The following is a 22,077-nucleotide window of genomic DNA, read 5'->3' on the forward strand; positions in this document are numbered from 1 at the left end:
GATGTCTCGGGATTGGAGGCTTGACGATGCGCGTAGCTTGCTTGGGTGGCGGACCGGGGGCGCTCTACTTCGCGATCTCCATGAAGCTGCGGGATCCCGATCACGAGATCGTCGTGATCGAGCGCAATCGTCCCGACGACACCTTCGGCTGGGGCGTGGTCCTCTCGGACGAGACCCTAACGAATCTCTCTGAAAACGACCCTGTCAGTGCCGAGGCGATCCGGGCTCACTTCGCCTATTGGGACGATATCGCGGTCGTTCACAAGGGGACGCGGACGGTCTCAAGCGGCCACGGTTTCTGCGGGATCGGGCGCAAAAAACTGCTGTTGTTGCTGCAGCAGAGGGCTAGAGATCTGGGCGTCGAGCTGCGGTTCGAAACGGAGGTGGAGAGTGCTGCCCCCTATATGGAGCGTTACGATCTCGTCGTCGCGTCCGATGGTCTGAACTCACGGGCGCGCTCCGAGTTCGCGGAGGTCTTCAAGCCCGACATCGATCTGCGGCAATGCAAGTTCGTCTGGCTCGGAACCCGCCAGAAGTTCGACGACGCCTTTACCTTCATCTTCGAGAAAACGGAGCACGGCTGGGTCTGGGCGCACGCCTACCAGTTCGACGAAGACACGGCGACCTTCATCGTCGAATGCTCGCAGGAGACCTGGGACGCTTACGGTTTCGAGGGCATGACGAAGGAGGAGAGCGTCGCGACCTGCGAGCGCATCTTCGCCGAGCATCTCGATGGCCATAGTCTGGTCTCCAATGCCAATCACCTGCGAGGCTCCGCCTGGCTCAACTTCCCGCGGGTTCTCTGCGAGAGCTGGTCGCACCGGAACCTGGTGCTGCTGGGCGATGCCGCTGCTACCGCGCATTTCTCCATTGGTTCGGGCACCAAACTGGCGCTGGAGTCCGCCATCGCCTTGGCGAGCTATCTGCACGAGGGCGATATGGCTTCGGCCTTCCGGCGTTATGAGGAAGATCGACGGGTGGAGGTCCTGAAGCTGCAGTCAGCGGCGCGGAACTCCACGGAATGGTTCGAAAACGTGGAGCGCTACCTGGACCTGGATCCGGTGCAGTTCAATTACAGTCTGCTGACGCGATCCCAGAGAATCAGTCACGAGAACCTGCGCTTGCGCGACCCCGCGTGGCTCGCCTCCGCCGAGGCTTGGTTCCAGAGGCAAGCCGCTTCGAATCGAGACCGCGCGCCGATGTTCGCGCCCTATCAGCTCCGCGGGATGAAGCTGAAGAACCGAATCGTAGTGTCGCCCATGGCCCAGTACAAAGCGCTGGAGGGCTGCCCCACCGACTGGCACGTGGTTCATTACGGCGAGCGCGCGAAGGGCGGCGCCGGACTGGTTTTCACGGAGATGACCTGTGTCTCCGCCGAAGGACGGATCACCCTAGGGTGTCCCGGTCTCTACGCCGCCGAGCATGAGGCCGCCTGGAAGCGGATCGTCGACTTCGTGCATGCGGAGACCGAGGCGAAGATCTGCTGTCAGATCGGGCATTCGGGCCGAAAGGGTTCGACCCAGCTCGGCTGGGAGGAGATGGATGCACCGCTGCAGGACGGCAATTGGCCGATCCTGTCGGCCTCCGCGCTTCCTTGGTCGGCGCGCAATCAGGTGCCGAAGGAGATGGATCGCGCCGATATGAATCTGGTGCGCGACCAGTTCGTGGCGGCGGCCGAGATGGCCGAGCGGGCCGGCTTCGACATGCTCGAGCTTCACGCCGCGCACGGATATCTGCTCTCCTCCTTCATCTCGCCGCTCTCCAACAGGCGAAGCGACGCTTGCGGCGGCTCGCTCGAGAACCGGATGCGCTATCCGCTCGAGATCTTCTGTGCCGTCCGCAACGTCTGGCCCGCCGACAAGCCCATGTCGGTGCGGATATCCGCGACCGACTGGTCCGACGGCGGCGTCGATGCCGCAGAGGCTGTCCGGATCGCGGCGTTCTTCCGCGATGCCGGGGCCGATATCTGCGATGTTTCCGCCGGCCAAACCTCGACCGAGGCCCAGCCGGTCTACGGGCGCATGTTCCAGACGCCCTTTTCCGACCGTATCCGCAACGAGCTGGGCATGCCGACCATGGCGGTCGGCAACATCTTCGAGCCGGACCACGTCAACTCGATCCTGATGGCGGGCCGCGCCGACCTGGTGTGCCTGGCCCGTCCGCATCTCTCCGATCCCTATTGGACGCTGCACGCGGCCGTGGCGCTCCGCGATGACGAGGTGGCTTGGCCTGACCCCTATCTTGCGGGTCGCGATCAGATGCGCCGCCTGGCGGATCGCGGATGACCGTCGCGGGACGGTCCGTCTTGATCACCGGCGGCGGCTCCGGCGTGGGCGCTGCGATTGCCGGTGCCTTCGCCGATGCCGGCGCTCGGGTGACGGTCGCCGGACGGAGGCTGGAGCCGCTGCGGGCTGTCGCCGGACAGCGCATGAGGGCGATCCAGGCCGACGTGACCAGCGAGACCTCGCTGTCCGACCTCTTTGCCGAGGCGGGACGGCAGGAGATCGTGGTGGCGAACGCCGGCGCATCGGAAAGCGCGCCTTTCGTCAAGACGACGACGGAGGCTTGGGAGCGGATGCTGGCCGTCAACCTGACCGGTGTCTTCCTGACTCTCCGCGAAGGTTTGCGGCAGATGGAGGGGTGGGGGCGTTTGATCTCGGTCGCCTCGACCGCAGGGCTGAAGGGCTATGCTTACGTCGCGCCCTATGCGGCGGCGAAGCACGGCGTGGTCGGTCTAACCCGGTCGCTGGCACTGGAGACCGCGCGCAAGGGGATCACGGTCAACGCGCTCTGCCCCGGCTTTCTCGACAGTGAGATGACCGAACGCAGTGTGACAGAGATCGCGAGGACGACGGGCCGGACAGCGGAGGAAGCGCGCGCCGGCCTCGCGCGTTTCAATCCCCAGGGCAGGCTGATCCAGCCGACGGAGGTCGCGGCCGCGGCACTCTGGCTTTGCGGTCCGGGCTCGGATGCGGTCAACGGTCAGGCGATCGCGCTGTCGGGGGGCGAGGTATGAGCCTCGACTTGCCTCAAGCGGAGAGACTTCGGCTGCGCCTCTGGCTGCAGATGCTCAAGGCGACACGCCATATCGAAGCCGAACTGCGCGAGAAACTGCGCCTGGAGCATGGAACGACGCTGCCGCGTTTCGACGTCATGGCGGCGCTGGAACGCCGGCCGGATGGCCTGAAGATGTCCGAGCTGTCGCGTCGCCTGATGGTCTCCAACGGCAACGTGACCGGCATCGTCGACCGCCTGGTGGAAGACGACCTGGTGGTTCGGGTTGAGGTCGAAGGGGATCGTCGGGCCACGCGCGTGCGCCTGACGGATGAAGGCCGGGCTGCCTTCGAGGCGATGGCTGTACAGCACGCCCACTGGATTCAGCAGTTCATCGATCCGCTCGACGATCGGGAAGTGGCGGAGACCACGGCCGCGTTGGAGAAAATCCGGAAGGTAGAGACATGAAGCTGGCAAACCTCAAGCCGGAGCACTTCGAGTGGCGCATGGAGGGTCGCGTTGCCGTCCTGCGTCTCACGCGCCCCGAGCGCAAGAACCCTTTGACGTTCGAGAGCTACGCGGAGCTGCGCGATACCTTCCGCAATCTCGTCTATGCCGAGGACGTGGACGCGGTGGTCTTCGCCTCCAACGGCGGGAACTTCTGTTCCGGCGGCGACGTGCACGAGATCATCGGCCCGTTGGTCGAGATGGATATGAAGGGCTTGCTGGCCTTTACGCGCATGACCGGCGATCTGGTCAAGGCGATCATCGGCTGCGGGCGTCCGGTCATTTCGGCCGTCGAGGGAGTTTGCGTCGGTGCGGGGGCCATGATCGCGCTCGCGTCGGATCTGCGACTTGCCGCACCGACGGCCAAGACGGCCTTCCTTTTTACGCGGGTCGGCTTGGCCGGCTGCGACATGGGCGCCTGCGCTCTGCTGCCGCGGGTGATCGGTCAGGGACGCGCGGCGGAGCTGCTTTACACCGGCCGGTCCATGAGCGCCGAGGAAGGCGAGGCCTGGGGCTTCTTCAATCGCGTCGCGACGGAGGTCGAGAGCGAGGCGCTGGCGCTGGCGCAGCGTATCGCCGAAGGCCCGGTCTTCGCGCATGGCATCACCAAGACGCAGTTGTCCCAGGAGTGGTCCATGGGGCTGGAGCAGGCGATCGAAGCGGAGGCCCAGGCCCAGGCAATCTGCATGCAGACCCAGGATTTCGAGCGTGCCTACCGGGCCTTCGTTGCCAAGCAACGGCCGGTGTTTGCGGGAGATTGAGAGCAGGAGACTGATGATGGCGAAGGCGACAGCGGCCTCACCCGCGCTGCCTCTGGCCGAGGCGGCTGCCGATGGGGCCGGACGGATGCAGGATGTCGACCGGTCCTTCCTCGACTGGCCGTTCTTCGAGGATCGGCACAGAGAGCTTGCCGAGGCGCTTGAGAGCTGGTGCGCGGGCCTGTCGGTCGACCACGGCGACGTGGACGCGGCCTGCCGGGATCTGGTGGCGCGTCTCGGTGCGGAGGGGTGGCTCACGCACTCCGCCGGTTCGCTGGATGTGCGCACGCTCTGTCTGATCCGCGAGACCCTGGCGCGTCACGACGGTTTGGCAGACTTTGCCTTCGCGATGCAGGGCCTGGGCACCGGCGCGATCACCCTTTTCGGGTCTGAAGCCCATCGGAGCTGGCTTCCGCGAACGACCCAGGGCCGTGCCATCGCGGCCTTTGCCTTGACCGAACCACGCTCTGGCTCGGATGTCGCCAATATGGAGACGGTCGCCCGGCGCGACGGAGACGCCTGGATTCTATCGGGAGAGAAGACCTGGATCTCGAACGGCGGGATCGCCGATCTCTATTGCGTCTTCGCCCGAAGCGGCGGGCCGGGTCCTAAGGGGATCTCCTGTTTTCTGCTCCCCGGCGATGCGGAGGGGCTGGAGATCGTCGAGCGGCAGGAGGTCATCGCGCCGCATCCTCTGGCACATCTGCGCTTCAACGAGGTTCGGCTGCCCGAAGACGCACTGGTTGGTGCCGAGGGGCAGGGCTTCCGGATCGCGATGTCCGTCCTGGATGTCTTCCGGGCGACGGTCGGCGCTGCCGCGCTCGGCTTCGCACGCAGGGCGCTCTCGGAAGCGGCCAAGCGCGTGCGTGCGCGCGAACTCTTCGGCGCGCCTCTGGCGGAGCTACAGATGGTTCAGGGGCACATCGCAGAGATGGCACTCGATATCGATGCCGCCGCGCTGCTGGTCTATCGCGCCGCCTGGGCGAAGGACCGCGGCGCCGAACGGGTCACCCGGGAGGCTTCCATGGCCAAACTCTTCGCCACGGAACAGGCGCAGAAGGTCATCGATATGGCCGTGCAGTTGCACGGTGGAGAGGGCGTGCGCAAGGGGGCGATGGTCGAAAGTCTCTATCGCGAGATCCGCGCGCTGCGGATCTACGAGGGCGCTTCCGACGTTCAGAAGGTGGTGATCGCGCGGCAGGTTCTGGGATGAACCTGGGACCCACGGCACATCAGGACAGCTTCACCCGGGACCGTCTGCCGGCCGTCGAAGACTGCCCCGATTTCCTCCGCGATAGCTTTTCCTACCCGGACTATCTCAACGCCGCCGTCGAGCTGACCGACGCCATGGTCGAAAAGGGGTTCGGCGACCGTGTCGCGCTGATCGGAAACGGGCGACAGCGCACCTACAAGGAGCTGTCCGACTGGACCAATCGGCTCGCCCACGCCCTGGTCAAGGACTACGGTCTTAAGCCCGGCAACCGGGTACTGATACGCTCTGCGAATAATCCGGCGATGGTCGCCTGCTGGCTCGCGGCGACCAAGGCGGGAGCCGTCGTGGTCAACAGCATGCCGATGCTGCGCGCCGGCGAGCTCTCCAAGATCATCGACAAGGCGGAGATCAGCCACGCTCTCTGCGATACGCGTCTGATGGACGAGCTGGTCGCCAGCGCGAAGGAGAGCGCCTTTCTGAAGACCGTCGTCGGTTTCGACGGGACGGCCAATCACGATGCGGAGCTGGACCGCGCTGCCCTGTCCAAGTCCGTACGGTTCGAGGCGGTCGGGACGGGACGTGACGACGTCGCCTTGTTGGCCTTCACTTCGGGGACGACGGGCGAGCCGAAGGCGACGATGCACTTTCATCGCGATCTCCTGACGATCGCCGACGGCTATGCCAAGGAAGTCCTGAAAGTACGGCCGGACGATGTCTTCGTCGGATCCCCACCGCTCGCCTTTACATTCGGCCTCGGCGGACTGGCGATCTTTCCGCTGCGCTTCGGGGCCACGGCGACCCTCTTGGAGACGGCCTCTCCGCCGAACATGATCGAGATCATCGAGACCTACAAGGCGACGATCTGCTTTACGGCGCCGACGGCCTACCGTGCGATGCTGCGGGCGATGGAACAGGGAGCCGATCTCTCGACACTGCGCTGCGCGGTCAGTGCCGGTGAGACTCTGCCGGCACCGGTCTTCGAGGAGTGGCGGACCAAGACCGGCAAGCCGATGCTGGATGGCATCGGTGCGACGGAGATGCTGCACATCTTCATCTCCAGTCGCTTCGAGGACGCGCGGCCCGGCTATACCGGGCGACCCGTCACCGGCTACGAGGCGAAGGTGGTCGACGACGCGATGAACGAGCTACCGCGCGGAGCAGCGGGCCGGCTCGCGGTGCGCGGGCCGACGGGGTGTCGCTATCTGGCGGATGCTCGCCAGCGCGACTACGTGCGCGACGGCTGGAACATAACCGGCGACACCTTCGTCGAGGAGGACGACGGCTTCTTCCGCTTTACCGCCCGCAACGACGACATGATCGTTTCCTCGGGCTACAACATCGCCGGGCCGGAGGTCGAAGCGGCCTTGCTAGCGCATAGCGACGTGGCGGAATGCGCCGTCATCGGCGTCCCGGACGCCGAGCGCGGCGAGATCGTCGAGGCCTACGTGGTTCTGGACGAGGGGCTGCCGCAGGACGCGGCCATGGTGAAGCGCCTGCAGGATCACGTGAAGGCGACGATCGCACCTTACAAGTACCCCAGGTCCATCCGTTTCCTCCAGGAATTGCCGAAAACCCAGACCGGCAAAGTGCAGCGCTTCCGGTTGCGGGACCTCTGACGTGTTCACTCTGCCGCAAACCATTCGCTTTCAGCACTGCGATCCGGCTGGCATCGTCTTCTATCCGCGGTACTTCGAAATGCTCAATCTGACAGTTGAGCATTTCTTCGAGGATCGCGTGGGGGCCAGCTTCCATCAACTCCACCTGCGCGAGGGTGTGTCGGTTCCGACCGTTCGGATCGATACGGAATTCCGCGCGATGAGTCGGCTCGAGGAGGTGATTGAGTTCGACCTCCGCCTGATCCACCTCGGTCGCAGCAGCGTCACCTTTACCGTCGAGGGGCGTCATGCGGCCGAGACGCGGCTGCGCGCCGAGATCGTACTCGTGGCCGTCGACATGGAGACCGGCAAGTCGTGCCGGTGGCCCGACGGTTTGCGGGCCAAGCTGCAAGAACAACTCGAGGCCTGAGCATGTCGGCAACACCGCACCACTTTCTCCATCCCTCCGGCTGGAAGCCGGCTAAGGGCTACGCAAACGGAATCCTAGCCGAAGGGCGCCTGGTCTTCCTCGGCGGGCATATCGGCTGGAACGGCCAACAGCAGTTCGAAACCGACGATTTCGTAGGGCAACTGCGTCAGGCGCTCGAAAACGTCGTCGCCGTGCTCGCCGAAGCTGGGGCCGGTCCTGAACATCTCGTCCGCCTGACCTGGTACATCACCGACAAGCGCGAATACCTGGAACGCCTGCAAGAGATCGGCGAAGCCTATCGGGCCGTGATGGGCCGCAACTTTCCGGCCATGGCCATGGTGCAGGTGGCTGACCTGATCGAAGACCGCGCGAAAGTCGAGATCGAAGCCACGGCGGTTCTGCCGCGTTAGGGAAGCGCCGCGCTTGTCGTCTGCTACTCGAAGCTCAAGCGCGCAAAGGCGTTGCGGTTAACGATGACGTCGTCACCGTCGCGGTGAACACCGCTTGTAGCCGTGAGTGCATTGGTCAGAGCCGGGGCGAGCCGGAAGTTCACTACGGACTCCATCGGGAAGAACACGCCGTCGACAACTGTCCGGGTGACCAGCTCGCAGGTCTCGCTGACCGGCGCGAACTGGGTCACAGTATCGATAGCCTTTGGCTGACCAGGTGCGGATCACGCCCTGTCTCTCCTTGCCGATGAGATCGACCGGGTCTTGGGGCTGACCGGACATACCGACCCAACCCAGATCTCAACCGACGTGCTGTGGGGCCGGTCGCCCTTGCACAAGCGCAAGTCCATGCTGGGTGACGGTCTCTAACGAGACAGAAACTGCCGTGGAGAAGAAGCGTCGTTGGCAGTCTTGTGAATTTCTATGTATTTGCATAAAGTTTGCGAGCGGCATCGAGTGACCACGATGCCTTTGCCGACCGACGGGGGGAGTATCTCTATATGAACGTTGCGGTTCTTGGCGGAGGTAACGGCTCTTACGCTGCGGCGGTCGACATCACGCTGCGGGGCAGCGCCGTTCGCTTTTGGCGTCGGGACACGGCTGCCTTGGCACCGGCGCAGGCTGCCGGCGGGATCGCGCTCAAGGACTTCGAGGGCCGCCGGGTCGTTGCTATCGATACCATCACGGACGACATCGCGGCGGCCGTGTCCGGCGCGGAGCTGATCGTCGCGCCGACGCCGGCCTTCGCGCAACCCGATCTGGCGAAAGCGCTGGCACCGCATCTCACGGACGGTCAGGTCATCTTCCTGCCGCCCGGGACCTTCGGCAGTTACCTGATGATGAAAGCGCTGCGCGACGCGGGCTGCAAAGCGGATGTCGCCATCGGCGAGACCGGAACCCTTCCCTGGCTCTGTCGCAAGCACGGAGCCAACGAGGTCGCGATCACGACGCGGGCTACGCGGCTTCCCACCGGCGTCTTTCCTGCTCGCCTGGGCGATCATGCCATCGCACACATCGCCCAAGCCTTTCCGGACGCGATCGAGCCGATCGAGGATGCGCTGTCGGCGGCACTGATGAACGCCGGGCCGATCATCCATCCGCCGCTCATCATCATGAATGCGGGGCCGATCGAACACTTCGACCATTGGGACATCCACAACGAGGGAACTCAGCCTTCGATCCGGCGCGCGACGACGGCCCTGGACGGAGAGCGAATGGCCATCCGTGAGGCCCTGGGCTACGCGGCACCGCACTTTCCGCTCGCCGACCACTACAATGCCGATGGCGACGAGTGGATGTACGGCAACCTTGCGCACGAGAAGCTGACCGACAGTGGAGACTGGCGCGAGGATCTCGATCTCAGGACACATCGCTACATGCGCGAGGACGTCGGGCTCGGGCTTGCCTTTCTCGTCTCGGTCGGGCGCTGGGTTGGTATCGAATGTCGTGTCGCCGCCGGTCTTCTCGCGGTCGCCTCCGCCGTGGCGGAGGAGGACTTTGCAGCCACCGGCCGGACTCTGGAAACGCTCGGTCTGGCGAAGCTAACGCGCCAGGAGATGACCGAACTTCTCCAGGAGGGCTTTTAGGGCGTGGCGCAGTCGAGCATCTGTGCCGTGGGCGCGGGCCGGATGGGACGCGGTATCGCGCATGTCTTCGCCTACGCCGGTTTCGAGGTCGCCCTGCTGGACGCAAAGTCGCGCGCGCCGGAGGACTTCGGGCGCTTGCGGGACGCGGCCCTGGCCGAGATCGAGGGAGGTCTGGCGAGCCTCGCGGAACTCGGCCTGTTCGAGGCGGCTGCCATCGACCGCATCGTCGGGCGCATCCGCGTGTTTCCGCGTTCCGATGCAGCAGCCGCCGTCGGTGGCGCCGCTGTCGTTTTCGAGGGCGTGCCGGAGATCAAGAACGCCAAGGCCGAAGCCTTTACCCTGATCGATCCGTACCTGGCACCCGACGCCATCGTCGCCTCGACCACTTCGACCTTTCTGGTCGATGAGCTGATGGGCTGCGTGTCTCGGCCGGAGCGGTTCCTGAACGCGCACTGGCTGAACCCCGCCTACCTCGTGCCTCTGGTCGAGGTGAGTCCGTCTGCGCGAACCGACGAAGCGGTGACTGAAGCTTTGCTGGACCTGCTGACCGCCGTTGGAAAGGTGCCGGTCCGGCTCAAGGCATCGCCGGGCTACATCGTGCCCCGTGTCCAGATGCTGGCCATGAACGAGGCCGCGCGCCTGGTCGAGGAGGGCGTGGCCAGCGCCGAGGACGTGGACAAGGCGCTGCTCTACGGGTTCGGCTTCCGTTTCGCCGTGCTGGGGCTGCTGGAGTTCATCGACTGGGGCGGCAACGACATCCTCTACTACGCCAGTCGCTATATGACCGAGGCAACCGGAGACGACCGTTTTGCAGCCCCTTCGATCGTCGATCGCAACATGCATGCCGGTCGCAACGGTCTGAAAGATGGCGCCGGATTCTTCGACTACCGGGACCGGGACTTGGAGGCCTACCGCAAGTCCCGCTTGGCAGGATTTCTCGACCAGTTGCGTCTTGCCGGCCTCGCCAGGCCACCCGCCTGACCAAAGGGGGCAACCGAGGTTTCGCCCGACAGGATGCGTGGTTCAAGGCAAACCGGAGCGCAGAACGCTCCGATAGACAGGGAGAAGAAGATGTTCACGCGTGTCGTCCGGAAGAAAAAGAGATCGGTCGCTCTGGCGCTCGCCGCGGGGCTAGCGTTGGGAAGTGCCGCGGGACCCGCCGCCGCAGAGGAGGTTCTACGTGCCGTGACCGCCTTCCCAGCGCCCGTCGAGTTCTCGAAGAGCTTTCTGCGCTTTGTGGACAAGGTCAACGAGCTTGGCGAGGGGGTCGTCCGTATCGACTACATGGGTGGGCCGGAAGTGGTTCCTCCGCCGCAACAGGCGCAGGCGATCCGGCGCGGCGTGGTGGACATGCAGTACGGACCGGGCACCTACTACCTCGGTCAGGTGCCCGAGGTGGATGCCTGGGTCGGCTCCACCATCACGGCGATGGAGGCGCGTGAGAACGGCGGCTTGGCGATCATGCGCGAGGTCTATCAGGAGAAGCTCGGCGCCTATCTGCTCGCGCATATCGACACCGGTATCACCTTCCACATCTACTTGACGGAGGCGCCGGCGCGGAACGAGGACGGAAGCGTCGATCTGTCCGGAGTGAAGCTGCGCAGTCAGCCGATCTATCGGGAGTTCTTCGACGCGCTCGGCGCCACCAGCGTATCCGTGCCCGTGCCGGAGGTCTACACCGCCCTGGAACGCGGCGTGGTCGATGGAATCGGTTGGCCGCTCGTCGCGATCCAGGATCTCTCCTGGGACGAATTCCTCACCCATCGGATCGATCCGCCCTTCTTCCAGACCGATCTCGTCGTGGTTATGAACGAGGAGAGGTGGGGCAGACTGTCCGACGAGGCGAAGGAGATCCTGACGACCGCGGCGGCGAAGTACGAGCAGGAATCCTACGACTTCTATCAGCAGAATATCGCCGATACCGACCGTGCGGTTCGGGAGGCCGGCATGGAGGTCGTGGAGATCACCGGGCCCACCGCTGAGCGCTATCTCGATACCGCCTTCGAGACGGCCTGGGACCGTCTTCGCGAGAGCGGCAGCCCTCACTACGATGCCCTTCGCGATGCCTACTACGACCGGTGACACTCCGCAGGCGGTGGTAGGTCCGCGATGCGCGGGCTGATCCGCCTCTACGATGTCCTGATCGGCGCTTTGGCCGTCGCCGGTGCGTCGGCTCTGGGACTGAGTGCGCTTCTGATCGTCGTCGACGTGATGCTGCGCAATCTCGGCCTGCCGCCGATCCAGGCGGCAAGCGCGTTGGTCGAGTACGCCATGCTCGCGGCGACGGTGGCCGGCGCGCCCTGGCTGGTTCGGCGGGGCGGCCACGTTGCCGTGGACAGTTTTGTCGCCGCTCTCCCGCCGCGATCTCACCGATGGGCGGTTCGCGGCGGTCTTGCCTTCTCGCTCGGCGTCTGCGCCTTCCTGGCCTGGCGTGCGGCGGCCCTGGGACTCGAGGCTGTCGCCCGGAACGACGTCGATATCCGCTCCATCGATGTACCCGGCTGGGTCGCCTACGCTCTGCTCGCCGTCGGTCTGGGACTCTGTGCCACCGAGTTTTTGCGTCTTCTGATCGTCGGTGACGACGGTCGGCAAACTCAGACCGTGGCAGGCGCCTGACGATGCTTTGGGGGGAGGCGGCGCTTCTTCTGATCGGCGGTCTCGTCGCCCTGATGGCGATCGGCGTACCGGTCGCCATCGCTTTCCTCGCCATCAACATCCTGGGTGTTCTGGTCTTCCTGGGCGGTATGGCCGGGGTCGATCAACTGGTGGCCAACGCCAGCGGCGCCCTGACCACCTTCACGCTGGTGCCCGTGCCGCTCTTCATGATCATGGGCGAACTCTTCTTTCACACCGGCCTGGCGGCGCGGGTGTTCGACGCGCTGGACAAGTGCCTGGGAGGTTTGCCTGGCCGCCTGTCCTACATGACGGTCGGCGGCGGTACGGTCTTCGCCACGCTCTCCGGCTCCTCCATGGCCAACACGGCCATGCTGGGATCGCTCATGGTCCCGGAGATGACCCGGCGCGGCTACAAGAAGCACATGATCATGGGGCCGATTCTCGCCACCGGCGGACTGGCGATGATCATTCCACCCTCAACCCTGGCGGTGTTGCTCGGCTCGCTCGCCCGGCTGGACGTCGGTGCACTGCTGATCGCGGGGCTCGTGCCGGGCATCGTTCTCGCGCTGCTCTACGTGATCGTCATCCGCGTGCAGATCGCCCGAGATCCGGAGGCGGCACCGGGCTATGCGAGCGAGCGCCCCTCGGCCGGCGAGATCGCGAAGGCCCTTCTGATCAACGTGCTGCCGATGGGGCTCGTGGTCTTTTCCGTGATCGGCCTGATCCTGCTCGGCTGGGCGACGCCGACCGAGAGTGCCGCCTTCGGCGTTCTCTCCGTGATCCTGCTGGCTCTTCTTTACCGCTGTCTCACCTGGTCGGCGGTCGTCAAGGCCCTGAAGGGCGCTCTCGCCGTCACGGCCATGATGTTCTTCATCATACTGGGCTCCACCACCTTCTCCCAAGTTCTGGCCTTCTCCGGGGCGACCTCCGGGCTACTTGCCTGGGCGACGGACTTCGAGGTGAGCCGCTACGTGATGCTGTTGGGCATGCTCTTGATCCTGGTTGTGCTCGGCATGTTCATGGATCAGCTGTCGATGATGATGTTGACGCTCCCGATCTTCGTTCCCTTGGTGACGAGTCTCGGGTTCGATCCGATCTGGTTCGGCATCCTGATGCTGCTGGCCTTGGAGTTGAGTCTTTCAACTCCGCCGTTCGGCATGCTGCTGTTCGTGATGATGGGGGTCGGACCGCCCGGTACGACGCTGGGGGAGGTTGCCCTCGCCGCCGCACCCTATATCGCCTGCACTCTGCTGGTGATGCTGCTGCTGACGGTTTTTCCGGAGATCGTTCTGTTTCTGCCGCAGGTGGCCGGTTAGCCCAGACGATCCTCCGCTGGTCACAAGTCTAGAGCCTGTTGACAGGGCAGGGCAGAGGGTAAAATATGATCTTGCATATTGTTTGGGATAAACTGTCTCGTCGATGGCAGTGACGGACGAGAGTGTGGCCGTGTCGCAATTTGAACTCCTTGTCGAGTCCGTACGCAGGGACACGCCGCTGATCCGTTCCTTCGTGCTGTCGACTGCGGACGGTTCCGCCCTGCCTGAGATTGATCCCGGTGCACATCTGCGCGTGGCGCTCCCCGACGGCCGCGACCGGCCCTATTCGCTTGTCGCCCTGCCTGAGCTGGAGGCGGCAGGCAAGTGGGCGCTGGGCGTCCGATTGGAAGACCCAGGACAAGGCGGGTCGCGCTACATGCACGGCCTGGTTCCGGGCGACCGCCTTCGGACCTCGGTTCCGATCAACAACTTTCCTCTCGCCATGGACGCGCCAGCGCCGGTGTTGATCGCCGGCGGTATCGGTGTGACGCCACTCGTCAGCATGGCGGCGAGGTTGGCGCGGTACGATAAGCCCTTCGCCTTGCATTATGCCGCCCGCTCTCGGGAGCACTTCGCCTTTCTTGGCGAGCTGCAGGATATCTGCGGCGATCGGCTGTCTCTCCATCCCGACGACGAACCGAACTCTGCGTTGGACATCCCGGCCCTGATCGCCTCCCTGCCGGACGAGACGCCGATCTATGTCTGCGGTCCGGCGCCGATGATCGACCGGGTCAAGACGGAGTCTGCCGAACACGGCCGCGATCCTGCGAAGCTGCGTTATGAGCTGTTCACCCCGCCGCTTGCCGATCCCGAGGGCGATGCCGCGTTTCAGGTCGAACTCAAATCGACCGGGCAGGTCTTCGACATTCCGCCGGGCAAGTCGATCATCGAGGTGTTGGAAAGCGGCGGTGTCGATCTGCTTTACGATTGCCAGCGCGGCGACTGCGGCGTCTGCCAGACGGTTGTTCTCGAAGGACTGCCAGACCATCGCGACGCCGTCTTGAGCGATGCCGAGAGGGCGTCCAACAAACTCATGCAGATTTGCGTCTCGCGGGCCAAGTCGCCCAGGCTTGTGCTGGATCTGTGAGGACGGCCGAGCCTTGAAGGGCGGCTGCGCTGCGAGAGAAGGGCCGGGAGGATCACGAATGGAGCGCTACCACGATAACCCCGCAGCCCTGCGCGCGCTGGTGCGCGAGACCGAGGTGCACCGGGATGTCTACATCGATCCGGAGGTCTTCGATCTGGAGATGCGGCACCTCTTCGCCGAGACCTGGGTCTATGTGGGTCATGCCAGTCAGATTCCGGAACCCGGCGACTATCTGGCGGCGGCCGTCGGCTACCAGCCGCTTCTGGTGGTGCGCCACACCGACGGGTCGATCCACGTGCTCTACAATCGCTGTCCGCACAAGGGCACGCGCATCACCACAGAGAACTGCGGCAACACCGGGAAGTTCTTTCGCTGTCCGTATCATGCCTGGACCTTCCGGACCAACGGCAAGCTGCTCTCCATCCCGCTGAAGAAGGGGTACGAGAATACCGGACTGGACGAGGCCGAAGCTGCAAGCGGTCTGCGCCCGGTCGCCAACGTTCACGTCTACCGCGACTTCATCTTCGTCAAGCTGAACGAGGGTGGTCAGAGCTTCGAGGACTTCTTCGGCGAAAGTCTGTCGTCGATCGACAACATGATCGACCGCTCGCCCGAGGGAAAGCTGGTCGTTGCCGGAGCGCCGCTGCGCTACCTGCACGGCTGCAACTGGAAGATGCTGGTCGAGAACCAGACCGATACCTGCCATCCGATGGTCGCGCACGAGAGCTCCGCGGGCACCGCCGTCTCCGTCTGGGAACGCGAGCAGGCGGAGGGCGCGAAACCGCCCATGGCCGTCGAGGTCTATTCGCCCTTCATGAGTTCCTACGAGTTCTTCGAAGGCATGGGCATCCGGGTCTGGCCGAACGGCCATGGCCATACCGGCGTGGCGACCTCGATTCACGCCGACTATTCCGCCGTGCCCGGCTACATGGAGCAGATGACCGCCAGCTACGGGGAGGAGCGTGCCAGGCAGATCCTCGACGAGAACCGGCACAACACCGTGTACTTCCCCAACATCATGGTGAAGGGGCCGATTCAGACCCTGCGCGTCTTCATCCCCTTGGCGGCCGACAAGACGCTGGTCGAGAGCTGGGCCTTCCGGCTGGTCGGCGCGCCGGACATGCTGTTCGAGCGTACCTTGATGTACAACCGCCTGATCAATGCACCGACCTCCATCGTCGGGCATGACGATCTGGAGATGTACGAGCGTGCTCAAGAGGGACTGCGCGCCGACGCCAATCCCTGGGTCAATCTGCAACGTCTCTATCAGCCGGGCGAACGCCACGACGTGACGGAGGTCATCAACGGCACTTCGGAACGTCAGATGCGCAATCAGTTCCAGGCCTGGGCGGGTTTCATGGCCGCCTCGATGGAACGACAACAGGCCGGTGCTTGAGACGCAGGATGAGCAGCATCACTGAACAGGATCTCGTCGACTTCGTCTATCGTGAGGCGCGGCTTTTGGACGAGCTCGACTACGAAGCCTGGTTGGATCTCTTTTGCGAGGACGGTCGCTACTGGATGCCGGCGGAATGGCGCCAGACGGATCCTCTGCTCCAGTCCTCGCTGATGTACGAAGACAGGCTGTTGCTCCGTGTCAGGGTCGAACGCCTGTCGGGCGCGCGCACCTTCTCGCAGAAGCCGAAGAGCCGCGCTCAGCACTTGCTCCAGGCACCGCAGATCGACCGCTTTGATCCGAAGGCGGGCGACTTTCGAACCTGGACATCCTTTCATTACGTCGAGGCGCGTAACGACCTGCAGACGCTTTACGCGGGCTGGGCGACCCATGAGCTGGTACTGGTCGAGGGTGTCTTGAAGATCAAGCTGAAGCGGGTTGACTTGCTGAATTTCGACGCCCCGCACGGCAACATCCAGCTGTTCATGTAGAGCTGGCCATGTCCGTCCAAGCTGAAACAATCGCCTCGCGTTTCCAGGCAGCCGCGCAGCGCTACGCAGACAGACCCTTTCTTCGGGTTCTGCCGGAAACTGCGGAGATCTATGGGATCGCCGCCGGCGATCTGAGTTATGCCGACGTCGAGACGCAGGTCGGCGCGCGGGCGGCCGCGTTTCGTGCTGCCGGATACGGTCCGGGGGTGCGTGTCGGTCTCCTGCTGCTCAACCGCCCCGATTTCCTTCTCAATTTCCTGGCGCTGAACGCTGTCGGGGCGTCGATCGTCCCGATCAATCCGGATCTGCGCGCCGCGGAGCTGGAGTACCTGATCGGTCATAGCGAGATGGCGGCAGCGGTTGCGGTGGGTGAGCGGATTGCCGACTTGAAGGCCGCCGGAGCGGCGGTCGGATCCAGCTTTGCCGTGACCGGGCCGGACGAGCCGCCGGCACCGCTTGGTCCCGAAAGACAAGTTGCCGCGCTGGGGCGCGAGACGGAGGCAGCCGTCCTCTACACCTCCGGCACGACGGGCAAGCCCAAGGGCTGCGTCCTGACCAACAGCTACTTCCTGCACGCAGGGGACTGGTATGTCGGGCTCGGCGGGCTCTGTGAGCTTGGCCGGGGAGAGGCGGTGATGCTGACGCCGCTCCCGCTGGCGCACATGAACGCCTTGGCCTGCTCTGTCATGGGTACGATCACGGCCGGCGGCTGTCTCGCCATGCTCGACCGTTTCCATCCGCGTAGCTGGTGGGAGTCCGTGCGTACCTCGCGCGCCACCTGTCTCCACTACCTCGGCGTCATGCCGGCGATCCTGATGAAGGCGGATCCGGCAGCCACGGATCGCGACCACAGTTTGCGGTTCGGCTTCGGTGCTGGCGTCGGCCCTCAGCTCCATGCCGCCTTCGAGCAGCGCTTCGGCTTTCCCTTGATCGAGTCCTGGGCCATGACCGAAGTGGGAGTCGGCGGCTGCATCACCGCCAATCGGGAGCCGCGCAAGATCGGCAGCAGTTGCTTCGGCAAGCCGGGCCCGGAGGTCGAGGTTCGGATCGTGACCGACGCCGGTGCACCGGCGCCTGTCGACCAGCCCGGTGAACTGCTGGTTCGCCGCGCCGGGCCGGATCCCGCCTACGGCTTCTTTCGCGACTACCTGAAGGACGAGGCGGCGACCGCCGAGGTCTGGCGCGGAGGGTGGTTTCACACCGGCGATGTGGTGCGGGCGGATGTGGACGGCGATCTGCACTTCGTCGACCGCAAGAAGAACGTAATCCGCCGTTCGGGCGAGAACATCGCGGCGCTGGAGGTCGAAGAGGTTCTCAAGCAGCACGCGGACATCGAGGCGGCGGCCGTCGCTCCCGTCGAAGATCCGATCCGTGGTGAGGAAGTCTTCGCCTGTCTGACCCTCAAGACCAAGGCCGATCCGGCCGCTCATGTCGAGATCGCCAGGGCGGTGCAGGCCTGGTGTCTGCAGCGGCTGGCCTACTACAAGGCACCCGGCTACATCGCCTTCGTCGAGACGCTGCCCTTGACCTCCACGAACAAGGTGCAGCGCGGGGAGCTGAAGGCTTTGGCGCAACGGCTGGAAGCCTCGGGCCACTGTCATGACCTGCGTCAGGGAAAGAGACGCGCGGCATGACGGTCCGGCGAACCGGCTACGACGGCGTCACCCTGGCCGTGCCGGTATCGGTACCCTACGTGCGCTATTCGACCGAGACCGCGCACTGGTGGATCGCAAGGGCGCTGCGGCGCCTGACGGAGGATGCCGGGATCAAGTCCGGCGATATCGATGGCCTCTGCGTTTCCAGCTTTACCCTCGCACCCGATACGGCCGTGGGTCTGACGCAGCATCTCGGCCTGTCGCCGCGCTGGCTGGACCACATTCCCATGGGCGGCGCCAGCGGCGTGGTGGGTCTGCGGCGTGCGGCGCGCGCGGTTCAGGCTGGCGACGCGGATATCGTCGCCTGTGTGGCCGGCGATACCAATCACGTGGACAGCTTTCGCAAGATGCTGTCGTCGTTCAGCCGCTTCGCCCAGGACGCCTCCTACCCCTATGGCTTCGGAGGACCGAACACCAGCTTCGCGCTGTTGACCGCCCGTTACATGCAGCTCTACGGCGCCACCCGCGAGGACTTCGGCAAGCTCTGCGTCGCCCAGCGTGAGAATGCCTTGTCCTACCCTCACGCCATCATGAAGAAGCCGCTGAGCTTGGAGCAGTATCTGACGGCACGTGCCATCTCCGATCCCGTTCACCTGTTCGACTGCGTCATGCCCTGCGCGGGGGCCGAAGCCTTTCTCGTGACGCGCCCGGAGATCGCGGCGGATCTGGGGCTGCGCGGGGCGCGCGTGTTGGGCGCCATCGAGCGACACAACGCCTTTCCCGACGACCCCATTCAGTTGCGCGGCGGCTGGGCCGTCGATAGCGACGAGCTTTGGGCGATGGCGGGACTGACGGCGGAGGGCGTGGATGTGGTCGAGACCTACGACGACTATCCGGTCATCGTCATGATGCAGTTCGAAGACCTCGGCCTCTGCGACAAGGGGGAGGCGCCCGCCTTCGTGCGCGCCAACGACTTCACCGTGACGGGGTCGGTCGCGCACAACACCTGCGGCGGCCAGCTGTCCGCCGGCCAGGCAGGTGCGGCAGGCGGCTACATCGGCCTGGTCGAGGCATTACGCCAGATCACCCATCGAGCGCTCGGCGCCCAGGTGCCGAAGGCGCGGAGGGCGCTGGTCAGCGGTTTCGGCATGATCAACTACGACCGTGGCCTCTGTTCCGGTGCGGCGGTTCTGGAAGCCGAGGAGGACTACTCCGCATGACCGCGGCGAAACCGCCAACCGAACGGCTGACGGAGCCGCCGAAGAAGGACCCGCGCCGGAAGACCCAGCAGGCGCTGGTCCCCCCGCAGGGCCGCAGCCGCGCCGCTCTGGCGATGTCGGCCAGCGCCGCGCGCTCGGTTCTGACGCTGCAGATCTGCAACGACTGCGGCCGCGTCCAGTATCCCGCACGTGACGCCTGCTCCTCCTGCCTGTCTGTCGATCTGGCTTGGCGACCGGTGTCGCCCAACGGTCGGCTGATCGCGGAGACGACAGTCCGAACCTCGACGGAACCCTACTTTCGCGAACGCACGCCCTGGCGGGTCGGTACGGTCAGCCTCGACGCCGGACCGACCGTCCTGGCCTACCTGCATGGCGAGGTCGAGGCCGCGCCGACCGCCGTGCGGGTGCTTCCCTATCTCGATCGCAGCGGCAATGCCGTTCTCATGGCCTTGCCGATGGAAGGGAGTCCAGCAATGAGCGAGGACCGACAGCTTCGTGAACTGACGGCGGATCCCAAGTACCGCCGGATCCTGGTGACCGACGGACGCAATCCAGTCGGCCGGGCGCTCGCGCGGGCTCTGTCCGATGCCGGCGCGTCGATCATCTTCGTCGGAATTGCCGAAGCTTGGAAGGGCTTCGCGGAGCGCGACGAGCTCTTGGCGATTCCCAAGGTCGAAATCATGGACCTGGACGTCACGGACACGACCTCGGTGGAGGCGCTGGCCGGAGAGATCGGCGGCAAGACGGATATCCTGATCAACACGGCGGACCATGTTCGCGCCGGGGGCGTGATGTCCCGGCATGGCGTCACGACGGCGCGCGACGAGTTGGAGATCAACGTGCTCGGCCTCATGCGGCTGGCCCAGGCCTTCGGACCGACCATGTCCTTTCGCGGGGCCGATCAGGACAACAGCGCAACGGCCTTCGTCAACATCCTGTCCTGCTACGCGCTCGCCAACTGGCCGACCTACGGCGGGCACAGCATTTCCCAGGCCGCCGCTCTGTCCGCCGTGCAGTGCCTACGTGCCGAGCTGCGGTCGGGCGGCATCCGGGTCATCAGCCTTTTCACGGGGCCGGTTGAGGAGCCCTGGTATCAGACCCTGCCGCCGCCCAAGGTGGCGCCCGCCGCGGTCGCCAAGGCCGTGGTCGAGGCCTTGCGCCAGGGCACGGAGGATGTGGCGGTCGGCGATATCGCCAAGGACGTGCTCGCCCGCTTCGCCGAGAACCCGAAAGTCCTGGAGCGGGAGTTGGGTCAATGAAGCCCGATACGGCCGCTGCGGCCGAGACCCTGGATACCCTCGCCACGCTGCTGGCCGGCGGCGGCGTCGAGGTCGTCGATCTGACCCATACGCTCTGTCCCGACTTCCCGGTGATCGTGCTGCCGCCGGAGTTCGGACAGTGTCAGCCCTTCCGGATGGAGGAGGTGTCGCGCTACGACGCTCGGGGACCGGCCTGGTACTGGAACACCTTTACCTGCAGCGAGCATGCCGGCACCCATTTCGATGCGCCGGCGCACTGGGTCACTGGACGCAACGTTCCCTTCGGCACCACCGACGAGATTCCCCCGGGCCGGCTGATCGCACCGGCCGTCGTGCTGGACTTCTCCAAAGAGGCCGCCGAGGACGCGGACTTCGTCCTGAAGGCGGAGCACATCGAGGCTTGGGAAAAGCAGCATGGAACCATTCCCGGCGGGTCGTGGGTTCTGCTGCGAACCGACTGGTCCCACAAGGTCGGCACGCTCGACTACGTCAACATGAAGGACGACGGCGCGCACTCTCCGGGCCCGGACGCCAGCGCGATCCACCTGCTGGTGGAGGGGCGGGACATCGTCGGTTTCGGTACCGAGACGGTGGGGACCGACGCCGGGCAGGGACATCACTTCGCACCGCCGTATCCAGCCCACTCCATTCTGCACGGGGCCGGCAAGTACGGTTTGCAATGCCTGGCCAACCTCGACCGGCTGCCGGCGACAGGTGCGCTGGTCATCGCGGCGCCCCTGAAGATCAGGCAGGGGTCCGGTAGCCCCTTGAGAGTTCTCGCCCTGGTGCCGAAGCAAGGGGAGGGGAAGTGAACCGAACCTTCACTGCCCTGGTGACCGGCGGCAGCGCCGGAATCGGCGAAGACGTCTGCCGCCGGATGCTCGACCGAGGCTGGCGGGTGGTCTCGCTGTCCCGCCGTCCGCCGGCTCTGGCGCATGAACGCCTGATCGGTCTCGAGGCCGACCTTCTGGACCCGAAGGCCACGAACGAAGTCGCCAGGGACGTCGCGCAGCGCTTCGAGATTACCCATGTCGTCCATAACGCCGGTCTGGTCTGGCCGAACCTCCTGGACGAGGTGAAGCCGGAGGAAGTGGCCGGACTTACCCAGATCCATGTGACGGCCCCTCTGGTTCTGACCCAGGCCGTTTTGCCCGGCATGCGCCAAGGCGGTTTCGGCCGTATCGTCTTCGTCACCAGCCGGGCGGCCATGGGGGTACCGACCCGCACGGCCTACAGCGCAACCAAGGCCGCCGTGCATGGCATGGCCCGCACCTGGGCGTTGGAACTGGGCGGGGACGGAATCACCGTCAATGTTGTCGCGCCGGGGCCGGTCCGCACCGACAATTTCTGGGGGATCATTCCAAAAGACTCGGCGCGCGAAGCCGAACTGGCCGCCGCACTGCCCGTGGGACGCCTGGGCTCGGTCGAGGACGTCAGCCGGGCCGTACTCTTCTTTGCCGAACCCGAAGCTGGCTTCGTCACCGGTCAGGTCCTCTTCGTCTGCGGCGGCGCCAGTCTCGGCGGTATCTCCTTGTGACGACAACGACGGGCCACGCAGCGGGGAA

At 65.1% G+C, this 22,077-nt stretch carries 22 protein-coding genes; 21 read left to right on the plus strand and 1 reads right to left on the minus strand.

What is annotated here, in order from left to right:
• The first annotated feature begins 26 nt into the window (after nt 1-26).
• The 8 genes from ACO054_RS05435 to ACO054_RS05470 are packed head-to-tail and all read left to right on the plus strand — an operon-like array spanning nt 27 to nt 7,907.
• Nucleotides 27-2,285, plus strand: coding sequence for a bifunctional salicylyl-CoA 5-hydroxylase/oxidoreductase (locus ACO054_RS05435; protein ID WP_421709425.1), 2,259 nt, complete (start codon nt 27-29; stop codon nt 2,283-2,285).
• Nucleotides 2,282-3,016 carry an SDR family NAD(P)-dependent oxidoreductase gene (locus ACO054_RS05440; RefSeq protein WP_421709426.1) on the plus strand — a complete coding sequence of 245 codons (735 nt, stop codon included), beginning with the start codon at nt 2,282-2,284 and terminating at the stop codon, nt 3,014-3,016. The genes ACO054_RS05435 and ACO054_RS05440 overlap by 4 nt, the downstream gene beginning before the upstream one ends.
• On the plus strand, nt 3,013-3,462 hold the full coding sequence (locus tag ACO054_RS05445; RefSeq protein WP_421709427.1) for a MarR family winged helix-turn-helix transcriptional regulator: 450 nt from the start codon (nt 3,013-3,015) through the stop codon (nt 3,460-3,462). Before ACO054_RS05440 ends, ACO054_RS05445 begins: the two co-directional genes overlap by 4 nt.
• A complete protein-coding gene (locus ACO054_RS05450; RefSeq protein WP_421709428.1) occupies nt 3,459-4,262 on the plus strand; it encodes an enoyl-CoA hydratase family protein in 804 nt (267 codons plus the stop codon). Before ACO054_RS05445 ends, ACO054_RS05450 begins: the two co-directional genes overlap by 4 nt.
• A 16-nt stretch (nt 4,263-4,278) precedes the next feature.
• Nucleotides 4,279-5,472 (plus strand): acyl-CoA dehydrogenase family protein, encoded by a 1,194-nt coding sequence (locus ACO054_RS05455; protein ID WP_421709429.1) that lies wholly within the window; start codon nt 4,279-4,281, stop codon nt 5,470-5,472.
• Nucleotides 5,469-7,088 (plus strand): AMP-binding protein, encoded by a 1,620-nt coding sequence (locus ACO054_RS05460; RefSeq protein WP_421709430.1) that lies wholly within the window; start codon nt 5,469-5,471, stop codon nt 7,086-7,088. The genes ACO054_RS05455 and ACO054_RS05460 overlap by 4 nt, the downstream gene beginning before the upstream one ends.
• Before the next feature lies 1 nt (nt 7,089).
• Complete coding sequence (locus ACO054_RS05465) at nt 7,090-7,497, plus strand: acyl-CoA thioesterase (protein WP_421709431.1); 408 nt, start codon at nt 7,090-7,092, stop codon at nt 7,495-7,497.
• 2 nt (nt 7,498-7,499) lie between these two features.
• Complete coding sequence (locus tag ACO054_RS05470; protein WP_421709432.1) at nt 7,500-7,907, plus strand: RidA family protein; 408 nt, start codon at nt 7,500-7,502, stop codon at nt 7,905-7,907.
• A gap of 23 nt (nt 7,908-7,930) precedes the next feature.
• Here ACO054_RS05470 and ACO054_RS05475 read toward each other — a convergent pair whose 3' ends face one another.
• The gene (locus tag ACO054_RS05475; protein WP_421709433.1) at nt 7,931-8,137 is read right to left on the minus strand and encodes a hypothetical protein; all 207 of its coding nucleotides are present in this window, start codon (nt 8,135-8,137) and stop codon (nt 7,931-7,933) included.
• Between the two features lie 309 nt (nt 8,138-8,446).
• Here ACO054_RS05475 and ACO054_RS05480 point away from each other — a divergent pair, with 309 nt between their 5' ends.
• The 13 genes from ACO054_RS05480 (at nt 8,447) to ACO054_RS05540 (ending at nt 22,049) form a co-directional block, all read left to right on the plus strand.
• The gene (locus ACO054_RS05480; protein WP_421709434.1) at nt 8,447-9,532 is read left to right on the plus strand and encodes an NAD/NADP octopine/nopaline dehydrogenase family protein; all 1,086 of its coding nucleotides are present in this window, start codon (nt 8,447-8,449) and stop codon (nt 9,530-9,532) included.
• A gap of 3 nt (nt 9,533-9,535) precedes the next feature.
• Nucleotides 9,536-10,513 carry a 3-hydroxybutyryl-CoA dehydrogenase gene (locus tag ACO054_RS05485; RefSeq protein ID WP_421709435.1) on the plus strand — a complete coding sequence of 326 codons (978 nt, stop codon included), beginning with the start codon at nt 9,536-9,538 and terminating at the stop codon, nt 10,511-10,513.
• A 90-nt stretch (nt 10,514-10,603) separates the two neighbouring features.
• On the plus strand, nt 10,604-11,614 hold the full coding sequence (gene dctP, locus ACO054_RS05490) for a TRAP transporter substrate-binding protein DctP (RefSeq protein ID WP_421709436.1): 1,011 nt from the start codon (nt 10,604-10,606) through the stop codon (nt 11,612-11,614).
• 27 nt (nt 11,615-11,641) lie between these two features.
• Nucleotides 11,642-12,148 carry a TRAP transporter small permease gene (locus ACO054_RS05495; protein WP_421709437.1) on the plus strand — a complete coding sequence of 169 codons (507 nt, stop codon included), beginning with the start codon at nt 11,642-11,644 and terminating at the stop codon, nt 12,146-12,148.
• A 2-nt stretch (nt 12,149-12,150) separates the two neighbouring features.
• Nucleotides 12,151-13,464, plus strand: coding sequence for a TRAP transporter large permease (locus ACO054_RS05500; RefSeq protein WP_421709438.1), 1,314 nt, complete (start codon nt 12,151-12,153; stop codon nt 13,462-13,464).
• A 103-nt stretch (nt 13,465-13,567) separates the two neighbouring features.
• Nucleotides 13,568-14,551 (plus strand): PDR/VanB family oxidoreductase, encoded by a 984-nt coding sequence (locus tag ACO054_RS05505; protein ID WP_421709439.1) that lies wholly within the window; start codon nt 13,568-13,570, stop codon nt 14,549-14,551.
• A 58-nt stretch (nt 14,552-14,609) separates the two neighbouring features.
• Nucleotides 14,610-15,947, plus strand: a complete 1,338-nt coding sequence (locus tag ACO054_RS05510) for an aromatic ring-hydroxylating dioxygenase subunit alpha (RefSeq protein ID WP_421709440.1) — start codon at nt 14,610-14,612, stop codon at nt 15,945-15,947.
• 8 nt (nt 15,948-15,955) lie between these two features.
• Nucleotides 15,956-16,438 carry an aromatic-ring-hydroxylating dioxygenase subunit beta gene (locus ACO054_RS05515; RefSeq protein WP_421709441.1) on the plus strand — a complete coding sequence of 161 codons (483 nt, stop codon included), beginning with the start codon at nt 15,956-15,958 and terminating at the stop codon, nt 16,436-16,438.
• A gap of 8 nt (nt 16,439-16,446) precedes the next feature.
• Nucleotides 16,447-18,072, plus strand: a complete 1,626-nt coding sequence (locus ACO054_RS05520) for an AMP-binding protein (RefSeq protein ID WP_421709442.1) — start codon at nt 16,447-16,449, stop codon at nt 18,070-18,072.
• The gene (locus ACO054_RS05525) at nt 18,069-19,253 is read left to right on the plus strand and encodes a thiolase family protein (RefSeq protein WP_421709443.1); all 1,185 of its coding nucleotides are present in this window, start codon (nt 18,069-18,071) and stop codon (nt 19,251-19,253) included. Before ACO054_RS05520 ends, ACO054_RS05525 begins: the two co-directional genes overlap by 4 nt.
• Entirely contained in the window at nt 19,250-20,512 is a 1,263-nt protein-coding gene (locus ACO054_RS05530; protein ID WP_421709444.1) for an SDR family oxidoreductase, read from the plus strand. The genes ACO054_RS05525 and ACO054_RS05530 overlap by 4 nt, the downstream gene beginning before the upstream one ends.
• Complete coding sequence (locus ACO054_RS05535) at nt 20,509-21,324, plus strand: cyclase family protein (protein WP_421709445.1); 816 nt, start codon at nt 20,509-20,511, stop codon at nt 21,322-21,324. Before ACO054_RS05530 ends, ACO054_RS05535 begins: the two co-directional genes overlap by 4 nt.
• Nucleotides 21,321-22,049 carry an SDR family NAD(P)-dependent oxidoreductase gene (locus tag ACO054_RS05540; protein WP_421709446.1) on the plus strand — a complete coding sequence of 243 codons (729 nt, stop codon included), beginning with the start codon at nt 21,321-21,323 and terminating at the stop codon, nt 22,047-22,049. The genes ACO054_RS05535 and ACO054_RS05540 overlap by 4 nt, the downstream gene beginning before the upstream one ends.
• Nucleotides 22,050-22,077 lie beyond the last annotated feature (28 nt).

The organism is Algihabitans sp. (assembly GCF_965226985.1).
GTDB lineage: Bacteria > Pseudomonadota > Alphaproteobacteria > Kiloniellales > DSM-21159 > Algihabitans.